Consider the following 13,566-nt stretch of genomic DNA (forward strand, 5'->3'; position numbering starts at 1 on the left):
AATCTGTCCGGATGAATACAACTGCGCCGGTGCTGACCGTCCGATCAGACCGTTCACACCGCGAGTTTGCGGCGGGTCCCGATGTGGTCGTGGGCAGCGACCTGCGCGCCGACCTGCGCGTCGCGCATCCCCTGATCTCCCGCGCCCACCTGCTACTGCGCTTCGACCAGGGCCGGTGGCTGGCCATCGACAACAATTCGCAGAGCGGCATCTTCGTCAACGGCAAGCGGGTGCCGGGACTCGACATCCGCGATGGTCAGACCATCAACCTGGGCCAGCCGGACGGTCCGCGCATCAGCTTCGAAGTCGGGCATTACCGAGGCGACGTGGGTGCGTTACCGCCGACCGAACGCGTGCCGGTGCTGGCCCCGGATGACGTCACGCGTACCACCGCCATCCCCACGATCCCCCAGCCACCCACCCGGGCCGCCCAGCCCAACCTGCAGCCACCCACCCGGGCCGCCCAGCCCAACCTGCAGCCGCCGGCCCAGGACGACACGGTGTCGCAGTCGCAGGCCGGCACGGTCCGGGTTCCGAACCAGGCGACGGGCACGGCCGCCCCGACCGCGGCCGCCCGCATCGGCCGAGCCGCCGACAACGACATCGTCATCCCCGACGTGCTGGCATCGCGCCACCACGCGCAGCTGTCCCCCAGCCCGGCCGGTGCCCAGATCCGCGACCTGAACAGCATCAACGGAACCTTCGTCAACGGCATCCGGGTCGGCTCGGCGATCCTGTCCGAGGGCGACGTGGTCACCATCGGCAACGTCGACCTGGCGTTCGTCGGCGGCATCCTGGTGCGGCGCACCGAGGCCGCGACCCGCACCGGCGGCCTCGAGGTCCGCGACATCATCTTCTCGATCAACAACAACCGGCTGCTGGACAACGTGTCGATGACGGCCCGGCCCGGCACGCTGACCGCGATCATCGGCGGTTCCGGCGCCGGAAAGAGCACCCTTTCGCGGCTCATCGCAGGTAACACCACCCCCAGCTCGGGCGCGGTGACCTTCGAGGGCCACGACATTCACCAGCAGTACGCGTCGCTGCGTAGCCGGATCGGGATGGTCCCGCAGGACGACGTCGTGCACCGGCAGCTGACGGTCAACCAGGCTCTCAGCTACGCGGCCGAGCTGCGCCTGCCTCCCGACACCAGCAAAGAGGACCGCGACCAGGTGGTGGCGCAGGTCCTCGACGAACTCGGGCTGACCAAGCACGCCGAAACCCGGGTCGACAACCTCTCCGGTGGCCAGCGCAAGCGCGCGTCGGTGGCGCTGGAGCTGCTCACCGGGCCGTCCCTGCTGATCCTCGACGAACCCACGTCGGGTCTGGACCCCGCGCTGGACCTGCAGGTCATGACGATGCTGCGACAACTCGCCGACGCCGGTCGGGTGGTGCTGGTGGTCACCCATTCCCTGACCTATCTGGACGTCTGCGACCAGGTGCTGCTGATGGCACCCGGTGGCAAGACGGCGTATCTGGGGCCGCCGGGCCAGATCGGCGACGTGATGGGCACCACCAACTGGGCGCACATCTTCGCCAAGGTCGGCGCGGACCCCGACGAGGCGAACCGGCGGTTCCTGGCCCAGAAGCAACCGCCGCCGGCCGCGGCGGCAGCCGCCCCGGGCGACCTCGGCGCTCCCGCCCACACCAGCGTGCGACGCCAGTTCTCCACGATCACCCGGCGCCAGGTCCGGCTCGTGGTCAACGACCGCGCCTACTTCATCTTCCTGGCGGTGCTGCCGTTCATCCTGGGAGGCCTGGCGCTAACCGTGCCCGGCAACACCGGGTTCGGGATGGCCTCGCCAACCAGCAATACCCCCGATGAGGCCGCCCAGATCCTGACGCTGCTCTCCATCGCCGCCGTCTTCATGGGCACCGCGCTGACCATCCGCGACCTGATCGGGGAGCGCCCGATCTTCCAGCGCGAACAAGCGGTCGGCCTGTCCACGTGGGCGTATCTGGGCGCCAAGCTCACGGTGTTCATCGTGTTCGCGGTCCTGCAGGCCGCGATCGCCACCGCCATCGTGATCGTGGGCAAGGGTGCTCCCACCCAGAAGGCGCTGGTGCTGGGCAATCCCAGTTTCGAGCTGTTCACCACGGTCGCCGCCACCTGTGTCGCCTCGGCGGTCGTCGGGTTGCTGCTGTCGTCGATCGCCCGGTCCAACGAACAGATCATGCCGCTGCTGGTGGTGTCGTTGATGCTGCAGCTGGTGCTCGCCGGCGGCATGATCCCAGTGACCGACCGGGTCGGTCTGGACCAGATGTCGTGGGCGATACCCGCGCGGTGGGGTTACGCGGCCTCGGCGGCCACGGTCAACCTGCGCGAGCTGGTGCCCGGTTCACTGAGCCCGGAGGACAGCCACTGGACCCACTCCCGCCCGGCCTGGCTGTTCGACATGGCAATGCTGGCCGTTCTGTCGGTCATCTACAGCCTCGTCGTGTGGTGGAGGATCCGGCTCAAGCGGCGGTGACGGGCGCGCTGTCGCCCACGTTGTTTGGAGACGCGCTGGGGGTTTTCATATGTTTGGCCCCGGCGCCGGCGGCTAACTCTCACAGTGATGAATGCGGCGGCGCCGCCGGTGCTCACAGTGCGGGCCAACGGGGCGGAACATATCTTCACCGCAGGTCACGATGTCATTGTTGGAAGTGATCTGCGCGCTGACGTACGCGTCAGCCACCCGCTGATCTCGCGCCGGCACCTCCTGCTGCGCTTCGGCAACGGCCGGTGGCGGGCCATCGACAACTCTTCGCGGCAGGGCACATTCGTCGCGCGGCGGCGGGCCCGGGTCATCGACATCTGCGATGGCCAGCGCATCAACGTCGGCAACCCGGACGGACCGTGCCTGACCTTCGGCGTCGGGCGGCCATTTGACGGCACGGCGCCGACGACCGCTCCCCTGCCCACCATGCATCAGCGACGTCCGGCAGACCCGCCCACAGTTCCGCAGTCCCCGCTGCCGGCCCCACCGAGTCGGCCGGCCCCGCGACCGCAGCCCATCCCGGCCGGCGATCACTGCGCGACGATCGGGCGGGCCGGCGACAACGACATCGTCGTGCCCGACGTGCTGGCCTCGCGCCATCACGCCTTCCTGGTGCCGACCCACCTCGGCACCGAGATACGGGACTCCCGCAGCGTCAACGGGACGTTCGTCAACGGCGTGCGGGTCGGGTCCGCAACCCTGCGCCGGGGGGACGTCGTCACCGTCGGCAACGTCGACCTGCACTTCACCGGCGACACCCTGGTCTCGCAGTCCACCGGCGGCACCGGCGGCCTGGAAGTCAACGGCGTCCAGTTCAGCGCCGACGGCAAGGAGTTGCTCGACACCATCTCGCTGAGCGCCCGGCCCGGCACCCTGACCGCCATCATCGGCGGCTCCGGTGCGGGCAAGACCACGCTGGCCAGGCTGCTCGCCGGATACACCCGGCCGAGTTCCGGCTCCGTGACCTTCGAGGGACACGACATCCACGCCCAATACGCGACGCTGCGAACCCGGATCGGGATGGTGCCGCAGGACGACGTCGTGCACCGCCAGCTCACCGTCAAACAGGCCCTGGGCTACGCCGCCGAGCTGCGCCTGCCGCCGGACACCAGCCCGGTCGACCGCGCCGCGGCGGTCGCCCGGGTGCTGGACGAGTTGAATCTCACCGAGCATGCCGACACCAGGGTGGACAAGCTTTCCGGCGGCCAGCGCAAACGCGCGTCGGTCGCCTTGGAACTGCTCACCGGCCCTTCGCTGCTGATCCTGGACGAACCGACCACCGGCCTGGACCCGGCGCTGGATTCCCAGGTGATGATGATGCTGCGACAGCTCGCCGACGCCGGTCGCACGGTGCTGGTGGTGACGCACTCGGTGGCCCACCTCGACCTGTGCGACCAGCTGCTGCTGCTGGCCCCCGGTGGCAAGACGGCCTACTTCGGCCCACCCGACGGCGTCGCACCCGTCCTGGGCACCACCAACTGGGCCGAGATCTTCATCAGGGTGGGCGCCGATCCCGACGAAGCCAAGCAGCGCTTTCTGGCCCAGCGCCGGCCGGAGCCGGAATCGCCCGCCGCCCAGCCGCGGGACCTGGGCGAGCCGGTACACATCCAGGTGCGGCGTCAGCTCTGGACCCTCGCGCGCCGGCAGGTTCGGCTGGTGGTGTCCGACCGCTGGTACACGGTGTTCCTCGCGGTGCTGCCGTTTCTCATCGGTTTGCTCACGCTGACGGTGCCCGGGCAGAGCGGGTTCGGCTTGGCCGACCCACATGGCAAGAGCCCGGCCGAACCGGCACAGATTCTGGTCCTGCTCTGCATGGGCGCTGTCTTCATGGGAACCGCGCTGACCATCCGCGACCTGGTCGGTGAGCGTCCCATCTTCCACCGGGAACAGGCGTTCGGACTCTCGACCAAGGCGTACCTGCTGGCGAAGATCGGCGTGTTCTGCGCGTTCGCGATCGCCCAGACGGTGATCGCCACCACGATCACAGTGATCGGCAAGGGCACCCCGAAACACGGGGCGGTGCTGCTGGGCAGTCCCACCCTCGAGTTGTACGTCGCGGTGGCCGCGACGTGCATCGTCGCGGCGATCATCGGGATGCTGCTGTCGGCGGTGGCCCGCACCAGCGACCACATCCTGCCGCTGCTGGTCGTGGCCATCATGGCGCAGCTGGTGTTCTCCAGTGGGGTGATCCCGGTGACCGACCGGGCGGTGATCGACCAGCTGTCCTGGCTGACCCCGGCGCGGTGGGGTTTCGCGGCCTGCGCGTCGACCATCGACCTGAACCAGGTGCAGCCCAGCGAGTTCAGCCCGAAGGACAGCCACTGGAACCACTCGACGGGGGCCTGGCTGCTCGACATGGCGATGCTCGCGGTATTGGCGGCGGTCTACTCCGGCCTGGTGTGGTGGCGAATCCGCCTGCGCCGCTGAGTGAGGTTGCGCGAGCACCCAGTGGGGTGAGCAGACGCAAAATCGCACGAATCCGCTTCGCGGAGTGCGATTTTGCGTCTGCTCGCGCCACCTCTCAGGCGTCCAGGCGGAGGCCGTGCGCCAAGGCGAACGCCAGCGCCTGCGGCACGTCGATGCGGGCACCCGTCAACGACGCGGTGGTCCACAGGGCCGGGTCGGCGCTGGCGCCGCGCAGGTCGGCGTCGTCCAGCCGGGTGCCTGTGGTGCGTGCGCCGCGCAGATCGGCGCCGCGCAGCACACTCTTGCGCAGGTCGGTCTCCACCAGGCTGGTTTCCCGCAGCCGGCACCCGCTGAGGTCGACCCCGCGCAGGTCGTTTCCGCCCAGCACCGCCAGCGTGAAGTCCACCTCGTCGAACGTCGCCGGCCGCAGCCGGCACTGCGCGAAGACCGAGCCGAGCATGCTGCACTGCGCAAAACTGCTGTGCCACAGCGTAGTTCGAGTGAACAGACAGTTACGGAAGGCCGATCCGCGGTGCCGGGACTCGGCCAGGTTCACCCCGCTGAAGTCACACTCGGTGAACACGACCCGTTCGGTGTGCAGCCTGCTGAAATCCTCGTCCCGGAAATCCTCACCGGTGAACTCGCGGTCGGTCCACTCCAAGGCGGTCAGTGGCTCGCCAGGCTGGCCAGCGCGTACTCGCTCACCGCGATCAGCGCGTCGCGCGCCGAGTGCCGGTTGCGGGCGTCGACGCTGATCACCGGGATGTGGTCCGGCAGGGTCAGCGCCTTGCGCACCTCACCGACCGGATACTTCGGCGCGCCGTCGAACTCGTTGACCGCGACCACGAACGGCAGCCGGCGGTGTTCGAAGAAGTCCACCGCCGCGAAGCTGTCCTGCAGCCGCCGGACGTCGACCAGCACGATCGCGCCGATCGCGCCCCGCACCAGGTCGTCCCACATGAACCAGAACCGGCGCTGGCCCGGCGTGCCGAACAGGTAGAGCACCAGATCCTCGGCCAGGGTGATGCGACCGAAATCCATCGCGACCGTGGTGGTGCGCTTGTCCGGGGTGGCCTCGATCATGTCCACACCGGCTGAGGCGTCGGTGACCATCGCTTCGGTCCGCAACGGCATGATCTCCGAGACCGCGCCGACGAACGTGGTCTTGCCCGCGCCGAAACCGCCCGCGATGACGATCTTCGTCGAGGCGGTGTCCTGCTGCACAGGAGCCCCTTCAGAGTGCTCGTAAGCCACGCAGGGTCCTTCCTATGAGCTCGTGCCGCTCATCGCGGGTCGAACGGTCGGTCAAGGTCCTGTGCACCCGAAGGTAACCGGCCGTCACCAGATCGCCGACCAAGACGCGCGCAACACCGACCGGTAAATCCAACCGGGCCGAGATTTCGGCGACCGACGGGCTCGCGGTGCACAACTGCAGGATCTTGCCGCGGGTATCCCCGGCCGGCCACTGGTGAACCAGCCCCGCCTGCAGGGTCTGCACCGGCGCCTCCAACGGTAGGTCGACGTCGGTGCCGGTCCGCCCGGCCGTCAAAGTGTACGGCCGGACCAGGTTCGGCCCGCCGGCGGTTACCGGCGGCTCGCGTTCGTCCATTGCGGTCCGGACTCGGCGCGGCGGGCGGACTGCACCACGTTGCCCACCTGTTCGACAAGGATGGCCATCTCGTACCCGATCTGACCGATATCGCACGACGGCATCGCCAGCGTGGCCAGATGCGAGCCGTCACCGACGCGCATCAGTAGCAGGAACCCGTTCTGCATCTCGACCACCGACTGCAGCACCTGTCCGCCCTCGAACAGCTGAGCCGCGCCGCTGGCGAGGCTGGCCAGCCCGGATGCCACGGCGGCCAACTGGTCGGCGCGCTCGCGCGGCAGATGTTCGCTGGCCGCGACCGGCAGCCCGTCGACGGACACCAGCAACGCGTGCGCTACCCCGGGCACCTCTCGCACGAATTTCGATACCAGCCAGTCCAGTGGGCTGTACGACGATTGGACCGTCATTGCTCGCCTTCCCGGGTATCGCGCGCGTGTGACCGGGCGGAGCGCACACCGCTGAAATGGCTGCCGATCGAAGTACGGACGGCGTTGGGGTCGCGGGCGTTGAAGCCGCCGTTGGAGACCGCCGGCTCCTCGGCCTCCGCGGCGCCGGGCACCAGGCGGGCTCCCGGCGTGCGCCTCGGCAGCCCGTGCTCGGTGCGCGACTCCACCGGCTTGTTCTCCGCTTCGGCGGCGGCCGACCAGCCGCGGTCCCACACCGTCTGCCAGTCCAGGTCGGGGCTGTCGACCAGCTGATGGGGGTCTTGGTCGCCCATGATCTCCGACAACATGCGCTGGTAGATCACGTCGTCGTCCTGCGGGTCCGACGGGGTGAGGTCGGGCGGCTCGGGTCGGGCTGCGGGCGCCTGGGCGGGGGCCGGGCGCCGGGCGAAGAACGCCGAGGTGTCCGACGCCGTGCCGGCCCCTGACTGCGCGGGCTCCGGTGCGGGCGCCGTTGGCTGCGCGGATCCCTTCTCCCACCACGGCGTGGGCAACGGACGCTTGGGCTGCACCTCGGGCGGGACCTCCGCCGCCGGGGTCTCGGTGATACCGCTGGACCCGGGGCTGCGCCGGGGCAGGGACGTCACCGACGTGCCGGTCTCGCCGGTCTGCATCGGCACCCCGGCCGGTTCTGGCTCGGGCGGCTTCACCGCGAAGAACTGACGCTGGGGCGGCTGTTGCTGCTGTTGTTGGCCCTCGACCAGCACGGCGAGCGGCAGGTAGACCTCCGCCGTCGTCCCTGTGCCGGCCTCGCCCGTCGCCGGTCCCCGCAAGCCGACCCGCAGCCCGTGCCGCGCGGCCAGTCGGCCCACCACGAACAGGCCCATGTGCCGCGCGTTCTCCGGGGTGACCTCACCGCCGGCCTGCAGCCGCATGTTCGCCATCCGCCGGTCGGACTCGGTCATGCCGAGCCCGGCGTCGGCGATGCGGAGCAACACGCCGCCCTCGCTGCCGCGTACGGCGGACACCTTGACGGGGGTGGTCGGCGGCGAATAGCGCAGCGCGTTGTCGATCAGCTCCGCGAGCAGGTGGATGATGCCGCCGGCCGCCCCACCGAGCACCGTGCAGTCCGCGACCGCGGCGATCTCGACCCGCCGGTAGTCCTCGACCTCTGAGACCGCCGCGTTGATCACCGTCGCGAGCGGGACCGGTTCGCGCTGGTCACGCCCGATCTGAGCGCCGGCGAGGACGAGTAGGTTGGCGCTGTTGCGGCGCAGCCGGGCCGCCAGGTGGTCCAGCCGGAACAGGTTGTCCAGCCGCTCGGGGTCTTCTTCGTTGCGCTCGAGCCGGTCGATCAACGAGAGCTGCTGGTCGACCAGTGACCGGCTACGGCGCGACATCGTCTCGAACATGTCGTTGACCAGCAGCCGCAACCGCGCCTCGTCGCCGGCCAGCAGCAGGGCCTGGGTGTGCAGTTCATCGACGGCGTGCGCGACCTGCCCGATCTCCTCGGTGGTGTACACCGCCAGCGGCTGCGGGATGGGCTCGGCGCCGCCCCGGATCCGGTCGATCTCGCCCTCGAGGTCGGTGTGCGCGACCTTCAGAGCGCCGTCGCGCAGCACCCGCAGCGGCTTGATCAGGGCCCGCGCCACCAGCAGCACCACCGCCAGCGCCAGCCCGATGGCGACCAGCACCAGCACAGCGTCGCGGACGGCCGCGTCGCGTCGCGCCGTCGCCTGGCTCTGCACCGAGTTGGTCACCGACGCCGTGGCGTCGTTGATGATCTGCTCGGCGATGCCCTGGGTGGTGTGGATCGAGCGCAGCAGGTCGGAATTGTCCACCAGCGAACTGTCCGGGTCGGACATGATCGCCATCCGGGCCACCATCTGCTGCTGCAGATTCTTGGCGTCCGGTGAGCCGGTGCCCAGCACCTCAGTCATCCCGAACAGGGTGGACGGCTCGGTGCCGGCCAAGGTGATCATCGCGGTGCGCAGCTGCGGCTCGGGCAGGTCGGCGCCCCTGGTCACCAGGATCTCCTGCATGGTCATCTGCCCGCGTGCCCCGACGGCCCGGCTCAGCCCTTCCACCTGCGCCCGGATCTGCTCGCTGTCGACGTGCACCGACGCGTTGATCGCGTCCTCGGCGGTCAGCAGCAGCGGCGCGTAGGTGGTGATCCGGTCGCGCAGGCCGATGCTGTTGTCCAGCACCTTGTCCAGCAGCGACTGCCCGCCGTTGAGCAGCGTGTTGACCCCGGAGCGCACATCGGGGATCACGTCGGTGTCGGCCAGCCGGGTCTGCAACTCGTACTTGCGGGCCGAGAAGTTCTTCTTGGCGCCTTCGACATCGCGGCCGGTGGAGCTGGCCAGCAGGGCGACGTCGAGCGCCGACATGTATCTGGTGATGGTCGGTATCACGTCGGCCCGCGCCGCGGCCAGACGCAGAGTGCCGGAGGTGGCCATGGCGCTGCGGACCTGCAACGCACCGAATGTCGTCGCCACCAGCAGCGGCACCAGCGCGATCGCAAGCACCTTCCAGCGCACCGGCCAGTTGCTCAGCGACCACCGCGGTGGGCGCTTGGCCGGCTTGGCCGGGGTGACGGACGGCGGGACGGGAGGAGCCGCCGCGACCTGATTGGTCGGGCGGGCGAACATGGTCACGTGCTGGCGGCCGGGCCGGCCGCACCCTTCGGTGGCGTCGCGCGAAACGAGAGACTCATGAGACTTCCTGCTGCTTTATTCGCCGGCAGATGGCCGCGGGCGTGTATGCCTGGCAATCCGACGAGTATGACAGCCCCCAGCCGAGGTCTCCATAATTGTTACTGAGTAGATAAGGTTCGCCGCAAACCGCCCGCGCGACGAGGTCACGGTCCGGCAAACTCAGGCCGGGTACTCGGCGACCGCCTTCTTCACCACCGACTCAACCTCCGCGGTGAGCAGGAACCGTTGGGCGACCAGGGCCTGGGCGGCGGACCGGACGGCGGCGGCGTAGTCGTCGCGGCTGGCGTAGCGCTCGGCCACCGACGGGCGCCCCGGCCGGAACGGCAGCTTGCTGCCGATGCGCTCGTACATCACGTCCGGGAGGTCCTCGACGAACCGGCGGGCATTCCAGCCGGTGTAGGTCGCCAGCGGCGCCGCGACGGCGGGCAGCCGGATGCCGGCCACCTCGTTGCCGTCCTCGTCGACCGCCGACACCAGGTCGACGTGTCCCGCCGAGGGCAACCACGCGGGGGCGGGGGTGTTCGCGTAGCCGAAGCCGGACAACACTTCCTTGCGGGCCACCGCGGTGCCGTCGCCGGTCCTGGGCACCCGGCTGGCCGGGGGCTCGATCCCGTCGGCGACCCAGTTCTCCAGCGCGATCAGCAGCGCCCGGGCGACCGGCGTGACGTCGAGGTGGTGCACCGGGTTGGCGGCGGGCAGGGCGTCCTTGATCTTGCTGCTGCCGAAGTGGTCGGTGCCCGCCAGCAGGTAGGTGCGGACGTCGGGGTCCTCGGGCAGGTCGGCGCCGGTTTCCGGGTCGACGTGCACCAGCGCGCCGTCGCCCTGCCAGTACTCGGTCGCGCTGTTGGTGAAGATCGTCTTCGGCACGCACCCGAGTTCGCGCTGCCGGGCGAGCAGGTCGGCGCTGTTGAACGGGCCCTCGGCGCTGCTCCTGCCCGGGGTGGAGGGCTGGGCGTAGCGGTGGTTGAACTCGCCGCGGTTGGCGCTGGCGAAGTCGCTGAACACGCCGTCGAACACCTGCATCCCGGACTCGTCGATGTTCAGGCCGTCGGACAGGAACTGCCGCAACAGCCGGCCCGCCTGGGAGACTCCGTAGGCGAAGGTGTGGGTGATGCCGTCCGCGCGCAGATGCGAAACCACATCGCGGATTGCCAGCAAACCGGCGCCGGCGACCGGGGCCAGCGCGCTCCGGTACACCAGCTCGTAGATGTGAAACGGCTGGAACCCGCCGTCCAGGGCGACGTGGGACTCGTCGGTGAAGCGCCAGGTGTTCCGCGGAACGGTGACGGGCTCGGCGTCGGGTGCGGTCCGCACGGTCAGCACCGCTTCGGAATCCTCGACGTCGACGGTCGGGTAGGCGGTGAAGGTGAACAGCGCCTCCGCACCGGGGATCGATTCGATCTCGGGTGCCGAGAAGCTGAGCGGGTGGTCGTCCCGGACGGTGTCAGAGCGCCACTCCAGGCGCAGGAAGCCGGGTTCGACGTCGGCCTGCGGCGCGGTGAGGCCCAGGATCGCCGGCCCGCGCTGCACGTCCCACTGCCAGCCGCACGAGGCGATGGTCCAGCCGCGCTCGAGCAGGAACCCGTTCTTCAGCCAGGGCGCATTGGTGGGGACACCGCGGTTGGGCACCACGAACAGCAGCTTGCCGTTGCCGCCGCTCACCGGGCGCAGCAGGCGCAGGTCGGCGTCGAAGCGAACCAGCCCGTCGGCGTCGCGCGGTGCCAGCTTCAGGTCGGCGATGCGCTCATTCGCCTGGTATCCGGGGTCGACGGCGAAGGTGACTGTCGCCTCCACGTTCTCGTAGCGGCTGTCGGCGTGCGGGTAGACGTTGTGGACCTGAACTGACTCGACTGACATCTCGGCTCCTCCCCGGTGGGTCTGACCCAAGATTTCTGCAGAGCCCTTGGCGAGTTCTTGGAGACGGCTTGGCGACGACGCCAAGAAAGGCGCAAGAACTTGGCAAGCCGACGGCTTTGCCATGATCGACGCATGTTTCGGCTGCTGTTCTATTCCCCGCGCATAGCGCCGAACACCGGCAATGCCATTCGCACAGCCGCCGCCACCGGATGCGAGCTGCATCTCGTGGAGCCCCTGGGCTTCGACCTGTCCGAGCCCAAACTGCGGCGGGCCGGGCTGGACTATCACGACCTGGCCTCGGTGACCGTGCACGAATCGCTGCAACAGGCGTGGCGGGCGCTCGGTAGCGCCCGGGTTTTCGCATTCACCGCGCAGGCCACGGCGCGCTTCGCGGACATCGCCTACACACCTGGTGACGTGTTGATGTTCGGGCCAGAGCCGACCGGCCTGGATGCGGCCACACTGGCCGACCCGCATATCACCGCACGGGTGCGGATCCCGATGCTGGCCGGGCGGCGCTCACTGAATTTGTCCAATGCCGCGGCCGTCGCCGTCTACGAGGCGTGGCGGCAACAGGGATACGGCGGCTCGATCTGACGCGGGGCGTTCGATGGCTGCAAATGCAGAAGCAGGCTCGTGCATGAAGCACGAGCCTGCTTTCCACAGGGCACGTTGGGGGGCAGGGGGAAACGTGCCACAGCTTGGGGGCGCCGCTAGCGCGGCGCGGATATCAGGCGCAGTCCTCGGCGTGGAAGGCCGGCGCGGTGTAGACGGCTTCGGTCTCCTGGAAGAGGATTTCGTAGCTCATTCGGTCTTTCCTTTCGAGCGAAGCTTGGTCTCTGTTGTCACTTAGATTGCCGGACTCGAGGCGCTCGCGGTGTCCCCCGATAGGGGACAAAGCGGGATGAATTCCGTGTCCTCCGATTGGGGGACAATTGGGGGACGAATCAGCCCGGACCGGGAAGGCCGGCTGATTTACCAGCTGTTCCAGTGCGTGAGGCTTTCGGCCGGTAACCGCTTGGCCGGCCGGAAGTCGGTGCCCTTGGTGTAGGCGATCGGGAACAGCCCGCCTTGGCTGTACTGGTCGTAGGGGATGCCCAGGATGTCGGCCACCTTGCGCTCGCCGTCGTTGAGTAGGTGCAGCGTCGTCCAGCAGGAGCCCAGCCCGCGCGAGCGCAGCGCCAGGCAGAAGCTCCAGACCGCCGGGAACAGCGACGCCCAGAACGACACCCCGCCGATGGGCGAGCTCTCTTCCCGGCCGCTGAGGCACGGGATGAGCAGTACCGGCGCCTCGTGCATGTGCTCGGCGAGGTAGGTCGCCGAATCGCGGACCTTGCCCATCCGCTCGCCGCGGGTGTCGTCGTATTCCGGCGCCGGCGAGCTGAGGTAGCCGCTGGCGTTGGACAGGTAAACATCGCCGATCGCCTTCTTCTTGTCCGCGTCTTCGACGAACACCCACTGCCAGCCTTGCGAATTGGAACCGGTGGGCGCCTGCAGGGCGAGGTCGAGGCATTGCATCAACACCTCGCGCGGCACCGGCTTGTCGAAGTCGAGGCGTTTGCGGACCGAGCGGGTCGTGCTCAGGACTTCATCGGCGGTCATGTTGAGGGTCATAGGTGGAGGCTACCGTTGAGCTCATGAGTATCGAACTGTCGCAAGAGGTTTCCAGCAGGCTCGAATCGGATCACTATGGCTGGCTGACCACGGTCGCCAAGTCGGGACAGCCGGTGCCGCGGTTGATCTGGTTCTACTTCGACGGCGCTGACCTGATCGTGTACACGATGCCCAGCGCCGCCAAGGTCGCCCACATCAAGGCGCGACCTCAGGTGAGCCTGAACCTCGACTCCGACGGCAACGGCGGCGGGATCATCGTCGTCGGCGGGACGGCCGCGGTGGACGCCACCGACGTCGACTGCCGCGATGACGAGCCGTACTGGGCGAAGTTCCGGGAGATGTCCGACCAGTTCGGCCTGACCGACTCGATGGGCGCCTACAGCACCCGGCTGCGGATCACGCCGACGAAGGTGTGGACCACGCCGACGGCCTGATCGTGGTGCGCCGAACGTGACATGAGGGCGGGAAATCGGCGGAAATCCGTCCACTACAACACGTTC

Annotated in this window: 11 protein-coding genes; 4 read left to right on the forward strand and 7 right to left on the reverse strand. The window is 69.0% G+C overall.

The window, feature by feature from the left end:
* Positions 1 to 11: 11 nt before the first annotated feature.
* On the forward strand, positions 12 to 2,471 hold the full coding sequence (locus tag ACNQS7_RS13805) for an ATP-binding cassette domain-containing protein (protein WP_418012971.1): 2,460 nt from the start codon (positions 12 to 14) through the stop codon (positions 2,469 to 2,471).
* An 87-nt stretch (positions 2,472 to 2,558) separates the two neighbouring features.
* Positions 2,559 to 4,907 carry an ATP-binding cassette domain-containing protein gene (locus ACNQS7_RS13810; protein ID WP_418012972.1) on the forward strand — a complete coding sequence of 783 codons (2,349 nt, stop codon included), beginning with the start codon at positions 2,559 to 2,561 and terminating at the stop codon, positions 4,905 to 4,907.
* Positions 4,908 to 5,001: 94 nt separating this feature from the next.
* Here the strand turns inward: ACNQS7_RS13810 and ACNQS7_RS13815 are convergent, their stop codons facing one another.
* The 6 genes from ACNQS7_RS13815 to ACNQS7_RS13840 form a co-directional block, all read right to left on the reverse strand.
* Positions 5,002 to 5,547, reverse strand: coding sequence for a pentapeptide repeat-containing protein (locus tag ACNQS7_RS13815; RefSeq protein ID WP_418012973.1), 546 nt, complete (start codon positions 5,545 to 5,547; stop codon positions 5,002 to 5,004).
* 5 nt (positions 5,548 to 5,552) lie between these two features.
* Entirely contained in the window at positions 5,553 to 6,140 is a 588-nt protein-coding gene (locus tag ACNQS7_RS13820; protein WP_418012974.1) for a GTP-binding protein, read from the reverse strand.
* Positions 6,121 to 6,495, reverse strand: coding sequence for a DUF742 domain-containing protein (locus tag ACNQS7_RS13825; RefSeq protein ID WP_055578299.1), 375 nt, complete (start codon positions 6,493 to 6,495; stop codon positions 6,121 to 6,123). The genes ACNQS7_RS13820 and ACNQS7_RS13825 overlap by 20 nt, the downstream gene beginning before the upstream one ends.
* Positions 6,471 to 6,902, reverse strand: a complete 432-nt coding sequence (locus ACNQS7_RS13830) for a roadblock/LC7 domain-containing protein (protein WP_055578300.1) — start codon at positions 6,900 to 6,902, stop codon at positions 6,471 to 6,473. The genes ACNQS7_RS13825 and ACNQS7_RS13830 overlap by 25 nt, the downstream gene beginning before the upstream one ends.
* A complete protein-coding gene (locus tag ACNQS7_RS13835) occupies positions 6,899 to 9,535 on the reverse strand; it encodes an ATP-binding protein (RefSeq protein ID WP_418012975.1) in 2,637 nt (878 codons plus the stop codon). Before ACNQS7_RS13835 ends, ACNQS7_RS13830 begins: the two co-directional genes overlap by 4 nt.
* Before the next feature lie 219 nt (positions 9,536 to 9,754).
* Positions 9,755 to 11,452: an alpha/beta hydrolase domain-containing protein gene (locus tag ACNQS7_RS13840; RefSeq protein WP_418012976.1), complete on the reverse strand. Its 1,698-nt coding sequence runs from the start codon at positions 11,450 to 11,452 to the stop codon at positions 9,755 to 9,757.
* Between the two features lie 132 nt (positions 11,453 to 11,584).
* Here ACNQS7_RS13840 and ACNQS7_RS13845 point away from each other — a divergent pair, with 132 nt between their 5' ends.
* On the forward strand, positions 11,585 to 12,049 hold the full coding sequence (locus ACNQS7_RS13845) for a tRNA (cytidine(34)-2'-O)-methyltransferase (RefSeq protein ID WP_418012977.1): 465 nt from the start codon (positions 11,585 to 11,587) through the stop codon (positions 12,047 to 12,049).
* A gap of 378 nt (positions 12,050 to 12,427) precedes the next feature.
* Here ACNQS7_RS13845 and ACNQS7_RS13850 read toward each other — a convergent pair whose 3' ends face one another.
* The gene (locus ACNQS7_RS13850) at positions 12,428 to 13,066 is read right to left on the reverse strand and encodes a nitroreductase family protein (RefSeq protein WP_418012978.1); all 639 of its coding nucleotides are present in this window, start codon (positions 13,064 to 13,066) and stop codon (positions 12,428 to 12,430) included.
* A gap of 23 nt (positions 13,067 to 13,089) precedes the next feature.
* Here ACNQS7_RS13850 and ACNQS7_RS13855 point away from each other — a divergent pair, with 23 nt between their 5' ends.
* Positions 13,090 to 13,500 carry a TIGR03667 family PPOX class F420-dependent oxidoreductase gene (locus tag ACNQS7_RS13855; RefSeq protein ID WP_418012979.1) on the forward strand — a complete coding sequence of 137 codons (411 nt, stop codon included), beginning with the start codon at positions 13,090 to 13,092 and terminating at the stop codon, positions 13,498 to 13,500.
* Positions 13,501 to 13,566: the final 66 nt, after the last annotated feature.

Origin of the sequence: Mycobacterium sp. 23 (assembly GCF_048287075.1) — a bacterium.
Classification (GTDB): domain Bacteria; phylum Actinomycetota; class Actinomycetes; order Mycobacteriales; family Mycobacteriaceae; genus Mycobacterium; species Mycobacterium gordonae_B.